This window comes from Roseateles violae (genome assembly GCF_030410485.1).
GTDB lineage: Bacteria > Pseudomonadota > Gammaproteobacteria > Burkholderiales > Burkholderiaceae_C > Roseateles_D > Roseateles_D violae.
Window position 1 is genome coordinate 321,060 of sequence record NZ_JAUHHC010000005.1, and the last position, 17,401, is coordinate 338,460.

20 protein-coding genes are annotated in these 17,401 nt (G+C 71.3%); 10 read left to right on the forward strand and 10 right to left on the reverse strand.

Annotated features, from left to right (window positions below; translation table 11 throughout):
• The first annotated feature begins 10 nt into the window (after positions 1-10).
• The 8 genes from cobU to cobT are packed head-to-tail and all read left to right on the forward strand — an operon-like array spanning position 11 to position 7,634.
• Complete coding sequence (gene cobU, locus QWJ38_RS19035) at positions 11-559, forward strand: bifunctional adenosylcobinamide kinase/adenosylcobinamide-phosphate guanylyltransferase (protein ID WP_290360694.1); 549 nt, start codon at positions 11-13, stop codon at positions 557-559.
• Positions 549-1,463 carry an ABC transporter substrate-binding protein gene (locus QWJ38_RS19040; protein WP_290360695.1) on the forward strand — a complete coding sequence of 305 codons (915 nt, stop codon included), beginning with the start codon at positions 549-551 and terminating at the stop codon, positions 1,461-1,463. The genes cobU and QWJ38_RS19040 overlap by 11 nt, the downstream gene beginning before the upstream one ends.
• Entirely contained in the window at positions 1,463-2,443 is a 981-nt protein-coding gene (locus QWJ38_RS19045; RefSeq protein ID WP_290360696.1) for a FecCD family ABC transporter permease, read from the forward strand. The genes QWJ38_RS19040 and QWJ38_RS19045 overlap by 1 nt, the downstream gene beginning before the upstream one ends.
• Positions 2,440-3,216, forward strand: a complete 777-nt coding sequence (locus QWJ38_RS19050; protein WP_290360697.1) for an ABC transporter ATP-binding protein — start codon at positions 2,440-2,442, stop codon at positions 3,214-3,216. Before QWJ38_RS19045 ends, QWJ38_RS19050 begins: the two co-directional genes overlap by 4 nt.
• On the forward strand, positions 3,189-4,163 hold the full coding sequence (gene cbiB, locus QWJ38_RS19055; RefSeq protein ID WP_290360698.1) for an adenosylcobinamide-phosphate synthase CbiB: 975 nt from the start codon (positions 3,189-3,191) through the stop codon (positions 4,161-4,163). The genes QWJ38_RS19050 and cbiB overlap by 28 nt, the downstream gene beginning before the upstream one ends.
• Positions 4,160-5,146: a pyridoxal phosphate-dependent aminotransferase gene (locus tag QWJ38_RS19060; protein ID WP_290360699.1), complete on the forward strand. Its 987-nt coding sequence runs from the start codon at positions 4,160-4,162 to the stop codon at positions 5,144-5,146. The genes cbiB and QWJ38_RS19060 overlap by 4 nt, the downstream gene beginning before the upstream one ends.
• Positions 5,143-6,597 carry a cobyric acid synthase gene (locus QWJ38_RS19065; protein ID WP_290360700.1) on the forward strand — a complete coding sequence of 485 codons (1,455 nt, stop codon included), beginning with the start codon at positions 5,143-5,145 and terminating at the stop codon, positions 6,595-6,597. The genes QWJ38_RS19060 and QWJ38_RS19065 overlap by 4 nt, the downstream gene beginning before the upstream one ends.
• Positions 6,594-7,634, forward strand: coding sequence for a nicotinate-nucleotide--dimethylbenzimidazole phosphoribosyltransferase (gene cobT / locus QWJ38_RS19070; RefSeq protein WP_290360701.1), 1,041 nt, complete (start codon positions 6,594-6,596; stop codon positions 7,632-7,634). The genes QWJ38_RS19065 and cobT overlap by 4 nt, the downstream gene beginning before the upstream one ends.
• On the opposite strand, the gene QWJ38_RS19075 is transcribed toward cobT, so the two are convergent.
• On the reverse strand, positions 7,618-9,684 hold the full coding sequence (locus QWJ38_RS19075; protein ID WP_290360702.1) for a PAS domain S-box protein: 2,067 nt from the start codon (positions 9,682-9,684) through the stop codon (positions 7,618-7,620). The genes cobT and QWJ38_RS19075 overlap by 17 nt on opposite strands.
• A gap of 96 nt (positions 9,685-9,780) precedes the next feature.
• On the opposite strand from QWJ38_RS19075, the gene QWJ38_RS19080 reads away from it, so the two are divergent.
• Together QWJ38_RS19080 and QWJ38_RS19085 are read left to right on the forward strand one after the other, a co-directional pair.
• A complete protein-coding gene (locus tag QWJ38_RS19080) occupies positions 9,781-10,581 on the forward strand; it encodes an adenosylcobinamide-GDP ribazoletransferase (protein ID WP_290360703.1) in 801 nt (266 codons plus the stop codon).
• Complete coding sequence (locus QWJ38_RS19085; protein ID WP_290360704.1) at positions 10,571-11,107, forward strand: histidine phosphatase family protein; 537 nt, start codon at positions 10,571-10,573, stop codon at positions 11,105-11,107. Before QWJ38_RS19080 ends, QWJ38_RS19085 begins: the two co-directional genes overlap by 11 nt.
• Here the strand turns inward: QWJ38_RS19085 and QWJ38_RS19090 are convergent.
• From QWJ38_RS19090 to hisC, 9 genes are all read right to left on the reverse strand, one after another.
• The gene (locus QWJ38_RS19090) at positions 11,083-12,048 is read right to left on the reverse strand and encodes an MBL fold metallo-hydrolase (RefSeq protein WP_290360705.1); all 966 of its coding nucleotides are present in this window, start codon (positions 12,046-12,048) and stop codon (positions 11,083-11,085) included. The two genes, QWJ38_RS19085 and QWJ38_RS19090, sit on opposite strands and share 25 nt — an antisense overlap.
• The gene (locus tag QWJ38_RS19095) at positions 12,045-12,296 is read right to left on the reverse strand and encodes a YfhL family 4Fe-4S dicluster ferredoxin (RefSeq protein WP_290360706.1); all 252 of its coding nucleotides are present in this window, start codon (positions 12,294-12,296) and stop codon (positions 12,045-12,047) included. The genes QWJ38_RS19090 and QWJ38_RS19095 overlap by 4 nt, the downstream gene beginning before the upstream one ends.
• 3 nt (positions 12,297-12,299) lie before the next feature.
• Positions 12,300-12,800, reverse strand: a complete 501-nt coding sequence (gene coaD / locus QWJ38_RS19100; protein WP_290360707.1) for a pantetheine-phosphate adenylyltransferase — start codon at positions 12,798-12,800, stop codon at positions 12,300-12,302.
• 11 nt (positions 12,801-12,811) lie between these two features.
• Complete coding sequence (gene rsmD, locus QWJ38_RS19105; RefSeq protein ID WP_290360708.1) at positions 12,812-13,369, reverse strand: 16S rRNA (guanine(966)-N(2))-methyltransferase RsmD; 558 nt, start codon at positions 13,367-13,369, stop codon at positions 12,812-12,814.
• 82 nt (positions 13,370-13,451) lie between these two features.
• Positions 13,452-14,213, reverse strand: coding sequence for an imidazole glycerol phosphate synthase subunit HisF (gene hisF / locus QWJ38_RS19110; protein ID WP_290360709.1), 762 nt, complete (start codon positions 14,211-14,213; stop codon positions 13,452-13,454).
• A gap of 47 nt (positions 14,214-14,260) precedes the next feature.
• Entirely contained in the window at positions 14,261-15,004 is a 744-nt protein-coding gene (hisA, locus tag QWJ38_RS19115; RefSeq protein WP_290360710.1) for a 1-(5-phosphoribosyl)-5-[(5-phosphoribosylamino)methylideneamino]imidazole-4-carboxamide isomerase, read from the reverse strand.
• 62 nt (positions 15,005-15,066) lie between these two features.
• Positions 15,067-15,723: an imidazole glycerol phosphate synthase subunit HisH gene (gene hisH, locus QWJ38_RS19120; protein WP_290360711.1), complete on the reverse strand. Its 657-nt coding sequence runs from the start codon at positions 15,721-15,723 to the stop codon at positions 15,067-15,069.
• A 1-nt stretch (position 15,724) separates the two neighbouring features.
• Complete coding sequence (gene hisB / locus QWJ38_RS19125; protein ID WP_290360712.1) at positions 15,725-16,321, reverse strand: imidazoleglycerol-phosphate dehydratase HisB; 597 nt, start codon at positions 16,319-16,321, stop codon at positions 15,725-15,727.
• The gene (hisC, locus tag QWJ38_RS19130) at positions 16,318-17,400 is read right to left on the reverse strand and encodes a histidinol-phosphate transaminase (protein WP_434064005.1); all 1,083 of its coding nucleotides are present in this window, start codon (positions 17,398-17,400) and stop codon (positions 16,318-16,320) included. The genes hisB and hisC overlap by 4 nt, the downstream gene beginning before the upstream one ends.
• Position 17,401 lies beyond the last annotated feature (1 nt).

A 17,401-nucleotide genomic window follows, 5' to 3' on the forward strand; every position in this document is an offset into this window, starting at 1 on the left:
GGGCTCGCGGATGGCACAGCACCGTTTGATCGTCGGCGGCCAGCGCAGCGGCAAGTCGCGCCATGCCGAGCGGCTCGCGCAGGCCTGGCTCGCCGAGGCGCCCGGCCGCCGCGTCACGGTGCTGGCCACGGCGCTGGCGCTGGACGAGGAGATGCGCGAGCGCATCGCCCATCACCGCCGCCAGCGCCCCGCCGGCTTCGACACGGTCGAGGCGCCGCTGGCCCTGAGCGAGGCGCTGCGCGCCATCGCCGCGCCCGAGCGCCTGATCGTCGTCGACTGCCTGACGCTGTGGCTTACCAACTGGCTGATGCCGATGAACGGCATACCCGATCTGGCTGGCTGGCGGCACGAGTGCCAGGCCTTGCTCGATGCGCTGCCGACGCTGGCCTCGCCGCTCGTGATCATCTCGAACGAGGTCGGCTGGGGCGTCTCGCCGATCACGGCCGAGGCGCGCTTCTATGTCGACGAACTGGGCCGGCTGAACCAGTCGGTCGCCGAACGCTGCCGGCAGCTGACCCTGATGGTGGCCGGCCAGGCCTGGAGCCGCGATGTCGAATAAGGTCTATTTCTTCCGTTCCATGAAGGCAGCGCTGCCCCTCCTCGCCCTTCTCGGCGGCCTGGCCCAGCCGGCCGGCGCCTACCAGCTGAAGGACGACGCCGGCCATGTCAGCGAATGGAGCGCGCCGCCGCAGCGCATCGTCAGCATGGTGCCCTCGCTGACCGAGACCGTCTGCGCGCTGGGCGCCTGCGCCCGCCTGGTCGGCGTTGACCGCTATTCGAACCACCCGCCGCAGGTCGCGGCCCTGCCCAAGCTCGGCGGCATTGACGACAGCAATATCGAGACCATCGTCGCCCTGCGGCCCGATGTCGTGCTGGTCTCGCCGTCCTCGCGCATGGCCGAGCGCCTGCAGGCGCTGGGCCTCAAGGTCGTCACGCTGGAATCGAAGTCCTACGCCGATGTGCGGCGCGTGCTCGGCAAGACGGCGCAGCTGCTGGCCGTGCAGGACACCGATCGGCTGTGGCGCGGCATTGAGGCCGGCGTCGGCGCGGCCGCGCAAAGCCTGCCCCCGGCGGCGCGCTCGGCGCGCGTCTACTACGAGGTCGCCAGCGGCCCCTATGGCGCCGGCGAAAGCTCCTTCATCGGCGAGATCATCGCGCGGCTCGGCGCGCGCAATATCATCCCGGCCAGCATGGGCCCCTTCCCCAAGATCAACCCCGAGTTCGTCGTGCGCGCGAACCCGGACGTGATCATGGTCGGCTCGCGCGATGCCGAGGGCATCACCGCCCGCCCCGGCTGGGAGCGCATCAGCGCCGTGCGCCGGCAGCAGATCTGCGTCTTCAGCCGCGAAGAGGGCGATGTGCTGGTGCGGCCGGGCCCGCGCCTGGCCGAAGCGGCGCAGATCATGGCGCGCTGCCTGCGCGAGCACAGCGGCGGCGGCGACAAGAGCGGCACCCCGCGGTGATGCGCCGTCCCGCTAAGCTGCTGGTGCTGCTGCTGGCCCTGAGCCTGGCCTTGCTGCTGCTGGGCCTGGCCGTCGGCAGCAGCGGCTTCGACTGGGGCGCCGGCGATGCCGCGCTGGCCCGGCAGATCCTGCTCGAGATCCGCCTGCCGCGCTCGCTGGGCGCCTGGTGCGCCGGCGCGCTGCTGGGCCTGGCCGGCGCGGTGGCCCAGGGCCTGTTCCGCAATCCGCTGGCCGATCCCTATCTGCTGGGCAGCGCCTCCGGCGCCGGCCTGGCCGTGGCGATCGCCCTGGTCGCCAGCGGCAGCGCGGTCGGCGACCCCTTCTGGCTGCAGCGCCTGGGCCTCAGCGGTGCCGCCTTCATCGGCACCCTGGCCGGCGTGCTGCTGACCCTGGCGCTGGCGCGCGGCGCCGAGCAGGGCCTGCGCCTGCTGTTGGCCGGCGTCGTCGTCGGCGTCGTGCTGACCGCGCTGACCCAGCTGCTGATGCTGCTCGCGCCCGACATCATGCGCGCGATGCAGGCCTTCATCCTCGGCACCACCGGCCTGCTGGGCTGGAGCAGCGTCGCGCTGATGGCGGCGGCCCTGCTGATCGCGCTGCTGATCGCGCTGGGCGGCGCGCGCGCGCTCGACGCACTGAGCCTGGGCGAGGCGACCGCCGCCTCGCTGGGTCTGCGCCTGGGCCGGCTGCGCGTGGCGCTGCTGGGCGCCTTCGCGCTGGCCACCGGCACCGCGGTCGCCCAGGCCGGCATGATCGCCTTCGTCGGCCTGGTCGCCCCGCATCTGGTGCGCCGCCAATGCGCGAGCACCCATGGCTGGCTGCTGGCGCTGTCGGCCTGCGCCGGCGGCGTGCTGCTGCTGGCCGCCGACGTCGCCTCGCGCTGGCTGGTCGCGCCGCAGGAGCTGCCGGTGGGCATCGTGACGGCCGTGCTCGGCGGCGTCTATCTGCTGGCGCTGATGCACCGGCGCACGGGGGCGGCATGAGCGGCGCCGCCTTGCTGAGCGCCTCGCTGCAGCGCGTGCGGCTGCAGGGCCGGCCGGTGCTGCAGGACATAGCACTGGAGCTGCCGGCCGGCCGCTGGACCGCCATCGTCGGCCCCAACGGCGCCGGCAAGTCGACCCTGCTGCGCGCGCTGGCCGGCCTGATCGCGATCGAGGGCCAGGTCTTGCTGGAGGGCCGGCCGCTACCCGCCTGGCCGGCCCGGGAGCGCGCCCGCAAGCTGGCCTGGCTGGGCCAGAACGAGGGCGGCGCCGACGATCTGCGGGCGCAGGACGTGGTGATGCTGGGCCGGCTGCCGCACCAGGCCTGGCTGGCCCCGCCCAGCGCGCAGGACCTCGACTGCGTGCGCGCCGCGATGCAGCAGACGCAGAGCTGGGACTGGCGCGAGCGCCGCCTGGCCACCCTGTCCGGCGGCGAGCGCCAGCGCGTGCTGCTGGCGCGCGCGCTGGCGGTGCGCGCCGAGCTGCTGATGATGGACGAGCCGCTGGCGCATCTGGACCCGCCGCACCAGGCCGACTGGATCGCCATCGTGCGCCAGTCGGTGGCCGCCGGCGGCAGCGTCGTCAGCGTGCTGCACGAGCTCAATATCGCGCTGCGGGCCGACTGGCTGCTGGTGATGGCCGGCGGCCGGGTGCTGCACCGCGGCCGCCCCCAGGATCCGGCCACGCATGCGGCGCTGCAGCAGGTCTTCGATCAGCGGTTGCGCATGCTCGAGATCGAGCCGGGCCAATGGCTGGCGCTGCCGCTAACCGGCTGATGGTGATGATGGCCCTGCTGCCGCCGCTGGCCATGCTGTTGGCCCTGCTGATCGACCGCCTGTTCGGCGAGCCGCCGCGCTGGGCACATCCGGTCGTCGCGATCGGCCGCTATCTCGATGCGCTGGGACAGCGCCTGCTCGCGCTGCCGCCGTCGGCGGCCCTGCTCGGCGGCGCGCTGGCCTGGCTGCTCGGCGCACTCCTCACCGTCGCGCTGGCCCTGGCGCTGGAGATCGCGCTGATCGCCGGCCTGCAGCCCTGGGCTTCGCCGGCCGCCCTGCTCGGCTGCGCGGCGCTGCTGGGCCTGCTGCTGAAACCGCTGCTGGCCTGGCGCATGCTCGCGGACGAGGTGCTGGCGGTCGAAGCGCGGCTGGCGCTGTCGCTGGAGCAGGGCCGCGCACAGCTGGCCCGCCTGGTCAGCCGCGACACGGCCGCGCTGGACGAGACGGCGCTGCGCGAGGCGGCAATCGAGACCCTGGCCGAGAACCTCAACGACTCGGTCGTCGCGCCGCTGTGCTGGTTCGCGATCGCCGGCCTGCCCGGCGCCGCGCTGTACCGCTTTGCAAACACCGCCGATGCGATGTGGGGCTATCGCGGCCGCTGGGAATGGGCCGGCAAGTTCGCCGCACGCGCCGACGATCTGCTGTCCTGGATTCCGGCGCGCATCACCGCACTGGCCCTGCTGGGCCTGCGGCCGCGCCTCTTGGCGCCGCTCGTGCGCGAGGCCCGGCGCACGCCCTCGCCGAACAGCGGCTGGCCGATGGCGGCCATGGCGCTGCGCCTCGGTGTGCGGCTGGCCAAGCCGGGCGTCTACGCGCTCAACACCGGCGGCGCCCAAGTGCAGGCCGCGCAGATCGCGCGCGCCCACGCGCTGGCGCTGCGGGCGCTGCTGGCCAGCGCCGGCTGGCTGGCCCTGGCCGCCTGGGCGCTGCGTGGAGGTGGTTTGTGAATAGCGCACTGCATGGCGGCACCGACAGCGGGCCGGCGATCGTCCACGACTTCTCCAGCAATGCCAATCCGCTGGGCCCGCCGCCGCGCCTGTGGCGAGCGGTGCTGGACGCCGATCGGCGCCGCTATCCGGACCCGCAATACCTGGCCCTGTGCGACACCCTGGCCGCGGCGCACGGCGTCGAGCCGGACCGCATCCTGCCGGCCGCCGGCGGCGCCGAGGCGATACGGCGCCTCAGCCTGGCGGCCAGGCTGCGCGGCATCGGCGAGGTCTGGGTGCCGCGGCCGGGCTTTGGCGACTATGCGACCGCCGCCGGGGCGCTGGGCATGGAGGTCCGCGGCTATCGCGCCGACGAGCTGCCCCGGCCCGAACGGCCCGCGCTGATCTGGGCCTGCGAGCCCAACAACCCCTGCGGCGGCAGCCGGGCCGATCTGGCTGCGCTGGCCGGGCCCGCCGGCAGCATCGTCGCCGTCGACCTGGCCTATGCGCCGCTGTGCCTGCAGGGCGAGGCACCGGCGCTGCCGGCGCATTGCTGGCGGCTGGTCTGCCCGAACAAGGCACTGGGGCTTTGCGGCGTGCGCGCCGCCTATCTGATCGCGCCGGCCGCGGACGAGGCACTGCGCGAAACAATCCAATCGCTGGCCGCCAGCTGGCTGCTGTCGGCCGAGGGCGTGGCGATGCTGAGCCATTGGCAGGACGAGGACACGCAGGCCTGGCTGGCCGACTCGCGCGCGCAGCTGCGGCAATGGAAGGCGCAGCAGCGCTCGCTGCTGGCGGAGCTTGGCTGGCAGCAAGGCGACAAGCAGGACAGCTGCACGCCTTTCTGGCTGGCGCGGCCCGGCAAGCCCCTGCCGCCGCTGCGGGAACGGCACGGCATCAAGCTGCGCGATGCCGCATCGTTCGGCCTGCCGAGCTGGGTCCGCATCGCGACCCTGCCGCCGGCTTCGCAACAAGCATTGATCAAGGCATTGAGGACAAGATGACGGCCAAGGCGGTGATGGTGCTGGGCACGACCAGCGCTGCGGGAAAAAGCTGGCTCGCGACGGCGCTGTGCCGCTGGTATGCGCGACAGGGCCTGAAGGTGGCGCCCTTCAAGGCGCAGAACATGAGCAACAACGCCCGAGTGGTACCTGGCCCCGGTCTGCTCATGGGCGAGATCGGCTCGGCCCAGTATTTCCAGGCCCTGGCCGCGCGCTGCCAGCCCGAGGTCCGCCACAACCCGGTGCTCTTGAAGCCCGAGGCCGATACCCGCAGCCAGGTCGTGCTGATGGGCGAGGTCAGCGCCGAGCTGGGCGCCATGCCCTGGCGGCAGCGCAGCGAGAAGCTCTGGCCCGTTGCACGGGCGGCGCTGCGCGAGCTGATGGCCGAAAACGAGGTGGTCGTCATCGAGGGAGCCGGCTCGCCGGCCGAGATCAATCTGCATGCCAGCGACTACGTCAATATGCGCTGCGCGCTGGAGGTCCAGGCCGCCTGCCTGCTGGTCACCGACATCGATCGCGGCGGCGCCTTTGCCCATCTCTACGGCACGCATCAGCTGCTGCCGGCGAACGAGCGCGCGCTGATCAAGGGCTTCGTGCTGAACCGCTTCCGCGGCGATGCGGCGCTGCTGGCGCCCGGCCCCGAGCAGCTGCAGCAGCTGACCGGCGTGCCGACCGTGGCCGTGCTGCCGATGTGGCGCGGCCATGGCCTGCCCGAAGAGGACGGCGTCTTCGACGATGCACCGACGGGCACCGGCCTGACCATCGCCATCGTCGCCTACCCGCGCCTGTCCAACCTGGACGAGTTCCAGCCGCTGCGCGGTCTGCCGGGCGTACGGCTCGTCTGGGCGCGCGAGCCGGCCCAGCTGCAGGCGGCCGACTGGATCATCCTGCCCGGCTCCAAGGCGGTGGCCGCCGATCTGGCCTGGCTGCGCGCGCACAAGCTCGATCTGGAGATCGCCCGCCATGCGGCCGCGGCCAAGCCGCTGCTGGGCATCTGCGGCGGCCTGCAGATGCTGGGCGAGAGCCTGATCGATCCTCATGAACTCGACGGCAATGCGCCGGGCCTGGGCCTCTTGCCCCTGGTGACCCAGTTCGAGCGCGACAAGCTGCTGCGCCCCGCCGAGTTCGGCTTCGAGGCCGACCTGGCCGCGCCCTGGCAGCGGCTGGCCGGCGTGCGGGCCCGCGGCTACGAGATCCACCATGGCCGCACGGCCCAGCATCCGGCCATGGCGCCGGCTGCCGTCGCCCTGCGCAGCGCCGATGCCGGCGAGGCGATAGGCTGGCAGCAGGGCCCTGTGCTGGGCCTGTACGCCCATGGCCTGTTTGAGCAGCCGGCCGTGCTGCAGGCCCTGTTCGGCCAGACGGTGCGCAGCCTGGACGCCGTCTTCGACGGCCTGGCCGACTACATCGATCAACACTTCGAAACCGGCGCGCTGCAGCGCCTGATTGCATGACGAACCCCCTGATCCCCGACCTTCCCTCGCTGCAAGACCCGGCCCTGGCCGCCGCGCTGCAGCGGCGCATCGACCAGAAGACCAAGCCGCTGGGCTCGCTGGGCCGGCTGGAGGCGCTGATGCTGCGTCTAGGCCTGATCCTGGGCAGCGAGGCGCCCTGCCTGGTCGAGCCGCAGCTGATCGTCTTCGCTGGCGACCACGGCCTCGCCGCGCGCGGCGTCTCGGCCTATCCCAGCGACGTCAGCTGGCAGATGGTCGAGAACTTCCTGGCCGGCGGCGCGGCGGTCAGCGTGCTGGCGCGCCAGCATGGGTTGGCGCTGACGGTCGTCGATGCCGGCGTCGCGCACGACTTCGCGCCGCGCCCGGGCCTCGTCGTCGCCAAGATCGCGCCGGGCACGGCCGACAGCGCCGGCGGCCCGGCCATGAGCGCCGCCCAATGCACGCAGGCGATCGCGCGCGGCCGCGAGATTGTCGGCCAGCGCCCCGGCAATGCGCTGCTGCTCGGCGAGATGGGCATCGGCAATACCTCGGCGGCGGCGCTGCTGCTCGCCCGGCTGGCCGGCATCGAGATCGGGCAGTGCACCGGCCGGGGGACAGGTCTTGACGACGCCCAACTCCAGCGCAAGACCGCGATCCTGGCCGGCGTGCTGCGCCTGCATGAACATGCCGTCGAGCCGCTGGACGCGCTGGCGGCCTTCGGCGGCTTCGAGATCGCGATGATGGTCGGCGCCGTGCTGCAGGCGGCGCTGGAGCGGCGCGTGATCGTCGTCGACGGCTTCATCAGCAGCGCCGCCGTGCTGGTCGCCGCGCGGCTGCGGCCGGCCCTGCTGGAGCGCTGCGTGTTCGCGCATTGCTCGAACGAGCGCGCGCATCGCGCGATGCTGGCGGCCCTGGGCGCCGAGCCGCTGCTCGATCTGGGCCTGCGCCTGGGCGAGGGCTCGGGCGCGGCCCTGGCCTGGCCGCTGCTGCAATCGGCCTGCCGCATCCTGGCCGAGATGGCCAGCTTCGACTCGGCCGGCGTCAGCGGCCCGCGCTGAGCATCAGGCGCTGCAGATCCTTGACGAAGCGGTCCAGCTGCAGCGGCTTGGTCCAGTAGTCGAGCGCGCCGGCCGCGCGCGCCTCGGCGATCTCGTCCGGCATCGCGCTGGCCGACAGCGCGACGACGGCGATCGCGCCCAGCGCCGCATCGGCCTTCAGCGCGCGCAGCACCTGCAGGCCGTCCATGTCCGGCAGGCGCATGTCCAGCAGGATCAGGTCGGGCCGCAGCTCGGTCGCCCGCCGCAGGCCGGCGCCGCCGGTCTCGGCCAGGTGCACGGCCAGCCCGGGCCAGCCGGCCAGCGCCTCGGCGACGAGGATCTGGTTGACCTCGTTGTCCTCGATATAGAGCAGGGACAGCGGCGCGCCGCCGCCCGCCGGGGCATTGGCCGCGGGCCGCGACTGCTGCAGCGCCTGTGCCATCAGCGCACCGGCGGCCGCCTTGGCATCGGCCAGGCGCAGGCCCAGCGTCGCCGTCGTGCCGCGGCCCGCCTCGCTGTGCAGTTCCAGGCTGGCATCCATCAGCGCCAGCAGATGCTTGCTGAGCACCAGGCCGATGCCGGTGCCGACTATGCCCTCGCGCTCGCGGCCCAGGCGGTTGAAGGGCTCGAACAGATGGGCCAGCTGCTCGCCATCCATGCCCAGGCCGTTGTCGGCGATCTGCAGCAGCAGCCGGCCGGCCTGGCGATCGACCCGGCAGGCGATGCGCACCCAGCCGCCGCGGCGGTTGTAGCGGATTGCATTGCCCAGCACATTGAGCAGGGCCTGGCGCAGGCGCTGCGCGTCGGCGTCCAGCCAATGCTCGAACTCGGCGCCCACCACGGCCGGCCGCAACTCGACGCCGGCCGCCTGCGCCTCGCCGGCCAGCTGGCGCAGCGCCTCCTCAAGCAGCGGGCGCAGCGCCACCGGACCGGTCTGCAACCGCATCTCGCCGGACTCGATGCGGGCGATGTCCAGCACGTCGTTGATCAGGTTCAGCAGATTCCAGCCGGCCTGGGCGATCGCGGCGACCTGGTCGCGCTGCGCCGCGCGCAGACCCTCGGAACCCTGCAGCAGCTGGGCAAAACCGAGCACCGCGTTCAGCGGGGTGCGCAGCTCATGGCTCATGCGCGAGAGGAACTCGGTCTTGGCGCGGCTGGCGGCCTCGGCCGCCGCCCGCTCGGCGCGCGCGCTGTCGGCCTGCGCGCGCAGCTGCTCGTAGTCGCTGATGTCGCGGAAGATGTAGAGCAGGTACTGCTGCTCATCCTCGACCATGGGCCGGGCCGACATCAGGCCGGTCAGCACGCGGCCGTCCTTGTGGCGCAGGTGCATGCGCATCGAGTCGACCTGGCCGGTGCTCTGCAGACGCGCGATCAGCTGCTCGCGCTGCTCGGGCGGCTCCCACATGCCCAGCTCGTCGCCGTTGCGGCCCAGCGCCTCCTCGCGCGTGTGGCCGGTCATCGCCACATAGCTCGGATTGACGTCGACAAAGCAGCCATCGGAGCGCCGCGCGATGACGACCGCATCGGGCGTCGAGCTGTAGAAGTTCTGGAAGCGCTGCTGCAGGGTCAGGGCCTTGCGCTGCTGGCGCTTCATCGCATCGATGTCGATATGGGTGCCGACCATCAGGATGGGCCGACCGTCGGGCGCGCGCTGCGTGACGCGGCCGCGCGCCAGCATCCAGCGCCAGCGGCCCTGGGCGTCGCGCATCCGGTATTCGTTGACATAGATGCCCTGCGAGGGCTCGTCGCCGCGCGTATGTTCCAGGGCCAGACCGATGGCGCGCTCGGCATCGTCGGGATGCAGGAGCGCGCGCCAGCGCTCTATCGTCGCCTCGTGATCGCCGGGCGGGTAGCCGAGCTGCTCGAAATAGCGCTCGCTGAGCACCATGCGCTGCTCGGCGATATGCCATTCCCACAGCGCCGCCTCGCTGGCATCCAGCGCCATCGCCAGCCGCGCCTCGCGCTGACGCAGGCGCTGCAGTTCGGCACGCTGGCGCAGCCAGAACCACAGCAGCAGCCCCAGCGGCAGGAGGCCGGCGGCAATCAGCGCGAGGATGCTTGCTGCGGTCATGGATGTCGGCAATGGACGACGGGGCCATACTAAGCGAAGCGCCGCGCCGGCGCAGGCCGATCGAGCCCTTGCTCGCGGGGCGCTAGAGTGCGGGCCATGCTTTCCGTCCTCCGGCACGAAGTCCGCCTCTTCTTCATCGCCCTGCAGTTCCTCAGCCGCTGCCCGATACCGGCCTGGGTCGGCTTCGAGCCGGCCTGGCTGCAGCAATGCGCGCGCTACTTCCCCCTGGTCGGCCTCTTGGTCGGCGCCATCTGCGGCCTCGTGCTGTGGGCCGCGCAATGGATCTGGCCAAGCTCGATCGCGGTGGGGCTCGCCATCGCCACCGGCGTCTGGATCACCGGCGGCTTCCACGAGGATGGCTGGGCCGACAGCTGCGACGGCCTCGGCGGCGCGGTCTCGCGCGAGAAGGCGCTGGCCATCATGAAGGATTCGCGCATCGGCAGCTATGGCGCGCTGGGCCTGATCCTGATGCTGGGCCTGAAGGCGGCCTGCCTGCTGGCGCTGGCCGAGACCGACGGTGGCCTGGCCGCGCTGGCCCTGGTCTGGGGCCATGCCAGCTCGCGCGCGGCGCCGATCTGGCTGTTGCACCAGCTGCCCTATGCCGGCGACGCCGAACATGCCAAGGCCAAGCCGCTGGCGACGCAGGCCAGCGAGGCCACCCTGGCCTTCGCGCTGGCCTCGAGCCTGCTGATCGGCGCGGCGATCGCCTGGCTGCGGCCCGAGCTGCTGCCCAGCCTCTGCGCGGCCGTGCTTGCCTCGGCCGGGGTCACGCTCTGGGTGCAGGGCAGGCTCGAGCGGCGCCTGGGCGGCTATACCGGCGACACCCTGGGCGCGACCCAGCAGCTGGCCGAACTGGCCGGGCTGCTGAGCTTCGTGGCGCTGCTCGATGTCTTCTGAGCCCTTGCGGGTCTGGCGCCATCCGCGGCCCGAGGGCGCGGCGGGGCTTTGCGTGGGCGCCGGCTGCGATCTGCCGCTGCACTGGCGGCGCGCCAAGCGCCTGGCGCGGCGCATCCAGCAGGTGGCCCGGCGCGAGCGGCTGCCGCGGCGGATCTGGACCTCGCCGCTGCAACGCTGCGCCGACGTCGGCCGTTGGCTGCGGCACTGGGGCTGGCAGCACCGCATCGATCCGGCGCTGGCCGAATTGGACTTCGGCCGCTGGGACGGCCTGGCCTGGAGCGCCATCGACAAGGCCCAGCTGGACGCCTGGGTCGCCGACTTTGCCACGCACCGGCCCGGCGGCGGCGAGAGCCTGGTCGAGCTGCTGGACCGTGCGGCCGGCTGGCGGGCCGAACCCGGCGCGCTGGTCGTCGGCCATGGCGGCTGGATGCTGGCGCGGCGCTGGCGGCTGGAGCGGGGCCAGGCCTTGCCCGAGGCCGAGCAATGGCCGGCGCCGCCGCGCTACGGCGCCTGCTGGGAACTCTGAACCGGAGGCACCCGCTTCTCGCCGCGACGCTCGGCCAGCATATCGCGCGCATTGGCGGCGCCCAGGCCCTTGAAATAGGCCCAGTCGCCATGGCTGGCGCTCATCCGCTGCAGCAGCGCCGCCTGCGCGGCATCGGCGGCCAGGCCCTGGGCCAGCACCGCCCCGGCCTGCCGCGACAAGGCCTGCAGATAGGCCTGGAACTCGAGCAGCTCGGCGGCCCCGCCGACCTCGCCATGGCCGGGCACAAAGCGCCGCACGGCGCCGGGCTGGGCAGCGATGGCACCCAAGCTGGCGATCCAGTCGGCGACGCGCGCGTCGATCAGGTTCGGGACGGCACGCCGCCAGAACAGATCGCCCATGAAGACGACGCCGGCGTCGGACACGGTAACGACCGTGTCGCCGCCGGTATGGCCGGGCCAATGGCGCAGCAGCAGGCGCCGGCCGCCGCCGAGGTCCAGCTCCAGCCGCTCGTCGAACAGTTGCTGCGGCGCGCGCAGCGCGGCCACGCGCTCGCGCTGCGCCGGCGTCGCCTTGTCGCCACCGAGCAGGCGCAGATTCTCGGCATGGATCCAGCCGGCCACCCGGCGCTGCGCCACGATGACGGCACCGGCCTCGGCCAGCAGCGCATTGCCGCCCACATGGTCGATATGGTGGTGGGTGTTCAGGACATAGCGCAGCGGCAGCGGCGTCAGTCGGCGCACGGCGGCCAGCAAGGCGACGCTGGCCTCGGGTCGGTACAGGCTGTCGACGAGAGCCACCGCCTCGCTGCCGATGACGATGCCGGCATTGGCGCCGGCGCGTCCGCCCTGGTCGATGACCGCGTAGACGCCGGGCGCCAGCTGCTGCAGCTTGAACGGTTCGCTCGTTTCCTGGGCGCCCACGGCCGCCGAGACGACGGCCAAGCACAGCGCGAGCAGCAGCCGCCGCGCCAACGTCCTCATGCGGCGGCGGTCAGGCGCAGGTATTTCTGCATCAAGGTTTCGCGGCTTTCGACATGGGCCGGGTTGACCGGGATGCAGGCCACCGGGCAGAGCTGCACGCATTGCGGCTCGTCGAAATGGCCGACGCATTCGGTGCATTTGTCCGGGGCGATCTGGTAGAACTCCTCGCCCATCGAGATCGCGTTGTTGGGGCACTCGGGCTCGCAGACATCGCAGTTGATGCATTCGTCGGTGATCATCAGGGCCATGTCCTACGCCCCTTTCTCGATCCGCGCCGTCAGCCGTTGATGCACCGACGGCGACACGAACTGCGAGACATCGCCGCCCAGCGTCGCGATCTCGCGAACAAAGGTGCTGGAGATGAACTGGTGCTGGTCCGAGGGCGTCAGGAACACCGTCTCGACCTCGGGCATCAGCTTGCGGTTCATGCCGGCCATCTGGAACTCGTACTCGAAGTCGCTGACCGCGCGCAGGCCGCGCACGACGACCTTGCCGTCATGCTCGACGACGAAGTCGCGCAAGAGGCCGCGGAAGGCGATCACCTCGACATTCGGGTACGGTGCGGCCAGTTCGCGCGCGATTTCCAGGCGCTCCTCGATCGTGAACATCGTGCGCTTGTGGTGGCCTGCCGCCACCGCGATGACCAGTCGCTCGAACAGGCGGCTGGCCCGGCGCATCAGGTCTTCGTGGCCCAGCGTCATCGGGTCGAAGGTGCCGGGATAGACGGCGGTGAGAACGGTCGCGGAGGTCATGATGGCCGCGATTATCCCCGCGGCGCTCCGCCCTTGCGCAGCAGCTGGTAATGGACGGCGCCGGCGCGGCCCTGCTTCCAGGGCAAGAGGCCCAAATCGGCCGCTGCGGCGACGGGCTCCGGCGATTCCAGATAGACCAGGCCGCCGTCGACCAGCAGCGGCACGGCCGCGCCCAAGGCGGCGAGGAACAGGTCCTGTGCGAACGGCGGGTCCAGCAGCACCAGCTCGAAGCGCGCCGGCGCCGAGCGGGCCATCCAGGCCAGGGCGTCGGCGCACTCGATCCTGATGTTCTGCGCCTTCAGGCGCTGGGCGCTGGCCTGCAGACTCTTGGCCAGGGCCGCGTCGCGCTCGAGCAGCGCGACCTCGGCCGCATGGCGCGAGGCGGCCTCGAAGCCCAGGGCGCCGCTGCCGGCAAAGGCATCGAGCACCCGCCAGCCGTCCAGTTCCTGGCCCAGCCAGTTGAACAGCGTCTCGCGCACGCGATCCGGCGTCGGGCGCAGGCCCGGCCTGTCGGCGACCGGCAGCTTGGAACGCTTCCACTGGCCGCCGATGATGCGGACCTCGCTCATTGCCGGCCGAACGCCGGGCCGCCCCAAGTCGACCGGCGTCCCCTCGGGGGACCGGCAAACGTGCCCGTTTGACGAGGGGTGCTCATGTCCGGACCGGGATTCCGCGAGCCGCCATCAAGGCCTTCGCCTCACCGACCGTGTGCTGGCCATAGTGAAAAATGCTGGCAGCCAGCACCGCGTCGGCGCCGCCCTTCTGCACGCCGTCGGCCAGATCGTCGAGCGAGCCGACGCCGCCGGAGGCGATCACCGGCACGCCGACCGCATCGCTGACGGCGCGGGTCAGTTCCAGGTCGAAGCCGCTTTTCGTGCCGTCGCGGTCCATGCTGGTGAGCAGGATCTCGCCGGCGCCGTACTCGGCCATCTGCTTCGCCCATTCGACCGCGTCGAGGCCGACGTTCTTGCGGCCGCCATGGGTGTAGACGTCCCAGCCGCTGCCGTCCGCGCGGCGCTTCGCGTCGATCGCAACGACGATGCACTGCGCGCCGTACTTGTCGGACGAGGCGCGGATCACGTCGGGATTGGCCACGGCGGCGGAGTTGAAGCTGACCTTGTCGGCACCGGCATTCAGGAGGCGCCGCACATCGGCGACCTCGCGCACGCCGCCGCCAACGGTCAGCGGAATGAAGACCTGCGAGGCGACCGCCTCGATGATCGGAAGAATCAGGTCGCGGCCGTCGCTGGTCGCGGTGATGTCCAGAAAGGTCAGCTCGTCGGCGCCCTGCTCGTTGTAGCGCGCGGCGATCTCGACCGGATCGCCGGCGTCGCGCAGCTCGGTGAAGTTGATGCCCTTGACGACGCGACCGCCGGTGACGTCGAGGCAGGGAATGATGCGTTTGGCCAGCATGGACTTCTCTGGATGGGCCGCTGCCAGCGCGGCCGGTGTTGTAGCGCTCAGCCCTGGCTGAGCTGGTCGGCGCGCGCCTGCGCCGCCTTCAGGTCGAGATCGCCGGTGTAGATCGCGCGGCCGCAGATGACGCCCTCGACGCCCTCGCTCTCGACCGCGCACAGCGCCTCGATATCGGCCATGCTGGACAGGCCGCCGGAGGCGATGACGGGAATGGACAGCGCGCGTGCCAGCTTGACGGTGGCGTCGATATTGATGCCGGTCAGCATGCCGTCGCGCCCGATATCGGTGTAGATGATGCCCTCGATGCCGTAGTCCTCGAACTTCTTGGCCAGGTCGATCACCTCGTGGCCGGTCAGCTTGCTCCAGCCATCGGTCGCGACCTTGCCTTCCTTGGCGTCCAGGCCGACGAGGATGTGGCCGCCGAAGGCGGTCGCCGCGTCCTGCAGAAAGCCGGGGTTCTTGACCGCGGCCGTGCCGACGATGATGAAGGACAGGCCGTCGTCCAGATAGCGCTCTATCGTGTCGAGGTCGCGGATGCCACCGCCCAGCTGCACCGGGATCTCGTCGCCGACCTCGCGCAGGATGGCCTTGATCGCCGGCTCGTTGACCGGCTTGCCGGCGAAGGCGCCGTTCAGGTCGACCAGATGCAGGCGCCGCGCGCCGGCATCGACCCAGCGCCTTGCCATCTCGGCCGGGTCCTCGCCGAAGGTCGTCGAATCATTCATATCGCCCTGCTTCAGGCGCACGCAACGTCCGTCTTTCAGGTCAATGGCAGGTATCAGCAGCATGGCCGAGGCTTTGAGAGGGGGAGGAAGGAAAAAGGCCGAGCGACAGGTGGAGGTGGGGATCCTCAGGGCTTCCAGCGCAGGAAATTCTTGTAGAGGGCAAGGCCCAGCGCGGCACTTTTTTCGGGATGGAATTGAGTCGCAAAAATATTATCCCTAGCCACCGCGCAGGTAAAGCGCTGGCCGTAGTCGGTCTCGCCGGCGCTGTGGCGCGCTTCAGACGGTGCCGCGTAGAAGCTGTGCACGAAGTAGAACCAGCTCTCGTCGGGCACCTCGCCCCAGACCGGATGCGCCTGGGTCTGGTGCACGCGGTTCCAACCCATCTGCGGCACCTTGTAGCGGCTGCCGTCGGGCTGGACCTGGCCTTCCAGCTGGAAGCGCCGGACCCGGCCGGGGATCAACCCGAGCCCCGGCGTGTCCTGCTCCTCGCTGTGGTCCAGCAGCATCTGCATGCCGACGCAGACGCCCATCAAGGGCTTGTTGGCCGCCGCGTCGAGCACGGCCTCCTTGAGCCCGGAGTCGGCCAGCTCGCGCATGCAGTCGCGCATCGCGCCCTGGCCCGGCAGCACGATGCGCTCGGCCGCGTGGACTTCTTCGGGCCGGGAGGTGACGAGGACCTCGACGCCGGTATCGGCCGCCGCATGCAGCACCGCCTGCGAGACCGAGCGCAGATTGCCCATGCCGTAGTCGACGACGGCCACGGTCGCCTTCTTGCTGCTCATGTCAGAGGCTTCCCTTGGTCGACGGAATCTGGCCGGCCGAGCGCGGATCGAGCGTCATCGCCATGCGCAGCGCGCGGCCGAAGGCCTTGAACATGGTCTCGGCCTGATGATGGGCGTTGTGGCCCTTCAGATTGTCGACATGCAGGGTCACCAGCGCATGGTTGACGAAGCCCTGGAAGAATTCGTAGGTCAGCTGGGTGTCGAAGGCGCCGACGGCGCCCGAGGTGAACTTGCAGTCCATCTCCAGGCCCGGGCGACCGGAGAAGTCGATGACGACACGCGACAGCGCCTCGTCCAGCGGCACATAGCTGTGGCCGTAGCGGGTGATGCCCTTCTTGTCGCCGATCGCCTTGGCGACGGCCAGGCCCAGGGTGATGCCGACGTCCTCGACCGTGTGGTGGCCGTCGATGTGCAGATCGCCCTTGGCCTCGATGTCCAGATCGATCAGGCCATGGCGCGCGATCTGGTCCAGCATATGGTCGAAGAAGCCGATGCCCGTGTTCAGCCGGGCCTCGCCCGTGCCGTCCAGATTGACGCGCACGGTGATCTGGGTTTCCTTGGTGTTGCGGCTGACTTCCGCGATGCGATCGCTACTCATGACAAGCTCTCTTTGAGTGCGGCCAGCATGGCCGCGTTTTCCTCGGCCGTGCCGATCGTGATGCGCAGGCAGTTGGCCAGCGAGGGATGGGCGGCGGACGAGTTCTTGATCAGCACGCCGCGTGCCTTCATGCCGGCGAAGGTGCGCGCCGCATCGGCCACGCGCAGCAGAATCATATTGCCCTGGCTCGGATAGGGCTTGACGCCGGGCATTGCCTGCAGCGCCGCAAACACCGCCTCGCGCTGCGCGCGCAGCTCGGCCGCCTGGGCGGCATAGACCTCGGCATGCTCGAGCGCGAACAGGCCCGCCTCGGCATTCAAGACGCCGATATTGAAGGGCGGCCGCACCTTGTCGACCTCGGCAATGAGCGCCTCGCGGCCGATCAGATAGCCGATGCGCACGCCGGCCAGGCCGAACTTGCTCATCGTGCGCATCACCAGCACATGGGGGTGGCGCTCCAGCAGCGGCATCGAGTGCGCGGCGGCAAAGGGCTGATAGGCCTCGTCCATCACCACCAGGCCCGGCGCCGCCTCGACGATCTGCTCGATCAGGGCCGCGTCCCAGAGATTGCCGGTCGGGTTGTTCGGATAGGACAGATAGATCAGCGCCGGACGATGCTCGGCAATCGCAGCCAGCATCGCGGGGCCGTCGAGCTCGAAGTCCTCGCGCAGCGGCACGCCGACGAATTTGAGGCCCTGGTAGCGCGCCGAGATCTCGTACATGACGAAGCTGGGCATGGGCGACAGCACCGTGGCGCCGGGCCGGCCGCAGGCCATGCTGAGCATCGTGATCAGCTCGTCCGAGCCATTGCCCAGGGTGATGGCGCAGCCGGCCGGCATGCCGGCATGGGCCGCCAGCGCGGCGGCCAGATCGGCGGTGCGCTCGGCCGGGTAACGGTTGATCGCGACGGCGCCGAGTCGCTCGCCCAGGCGGCGCTGCAGATCGGCCGGCAGGCGGAAGGGGTTCTCCATCACGTCCAGCTTGACCAGGCCCGCGCTGGGCTGGACCGCATAGGCATGGGTCGCGCGCAGATCGTCGCGAAAGCAGGCCAGACCTTGTTCGATTCTGTCCATCGTCATC

Coding starts and splice junctions, on each gene's coding strand:
- hisA (WP_290360710.1), bottom strand. CDS start 15,004: ATGCTGCTGATACCTGCCATTGACCTGAAAGACGGACGTTGCGTGCGC.
- QWJ38_RS19065 (WP_290360700.1), top strand. CDS start 5,143: ATGACGGCCAAGGCGGTGATGGTGCTGGGCACGACCAGCGCTGCGGGA.
- hisH (WP_290360711.1), bottom strand. CDS start 15,723: ATGAGCAGCAAGAAGGCGACCGTGGCCGTCGTCGACTACGGCATGGGC.
- QWJ38_RS19090 (WP_290360705.1), bottom strand. CDS start 12,048: ATGAGGACGTTGGCGCGGCGGCTGCTGCTCGCGCTGTGCTTGGCCGTC.
- hisB (WP_290360712.1), bottom strand. CDS start 16,321: ATGAGTAGCGATCGCATCGCGGAAGTCAGCCGCAACACCAAGGAAACC.
- cobT (WP_290360701.1), top strand. CDS start 6,594: ATGACGAACCCCCTGATCCCCGACCTTCCCTCGCTGCAAGACCCGGCC.
- cobU (WP_290360694.1), top strand. CDS start 11: ATGGCACAGCACCGTTTGATCGTCGGCGGCCAGCGCAGCGGCAAGTCG.
- QWJ38_RS19040 (WP_290360695.1), top strand. CDS start 549: ATGTCGAATAAGGTCTATTTCTTCCGTTCCATGAAGGCAGCGCTGCCC.
- rsmD (WP_290360708.1), bottom strand. CDS start 13,369: ATGAGCGAGGTCCGCATCATCGGCGGCCAGTGGAAGCGTTCCAAGCTG.
- QWJ38_RS19075 (WP_290360702.1), bottom strand. CDS start 9,684: ATGACCGCAGCAAGCATCCTCGCGCTGATTGCCGCCGGCCTCCTGCCG.
- coaD (WP_290360707.1), bottom strand. CDS start 12,800: ATGACCTCCGCGACCGTTCTCACCGCCGTCTATCCCGGCACCTTCGAC.
- QWJ38_RS19095 (WP_290360706.1), bottom strand. CDS start 12,296: ATGGCCCTGATGATCACCGACGAATGCATCAACTGCGATGTCTGCGAG.
- QWJ38_RS19080 (WP_290360703.1), top strand. CDS start 9,781: ATGCTTTCCGTCCTCCGGCACGAAGTCCGCCTCTTCTTCATCGCCCTG.
- QWJ38_RS19045 (WP_290360696.1), top strand. CDS start 1,463: ATGCGCCGTCCCGCTAAGCTGCTGGTGCTGCTGCTGGCCCTGAGCCTG.
- cbiB (WP_290360698.1), top strand. CDS start 3,189: ATGGCTGGCGCTGCCGCTAACCGGCTGATGGTGATGATGGCCCTGCTG.
- QWJ38_RS19085 (WP_290360704.1), top strand. CDS start 10,571: ATGTCTTCTGAGCCCTTGCGGGTCTGGCGCCATCCGCGGCCCGAGGGC.
- QWJ38_RS19050 (WP_290360697.1), top strand. CDS start 2,440: ATGAGCGGCGCCGCCTTGCTGAGCGCCTCGCTGCAGCGCGTGCGGCTG.
- hisC (WP_434064005.1), bottom strand. CDS start 17,400: ATGACGATGGACAGAATCGAACAAGGTCTGGCCTGCTTTCGCGACGAT.
- hisF (WP_290360709.1), bottom strand. CDS start 14,213: ATGCTGGCCAAACGCATCATTCCCTGCCTCGACGTCACCGGCGGTCGC.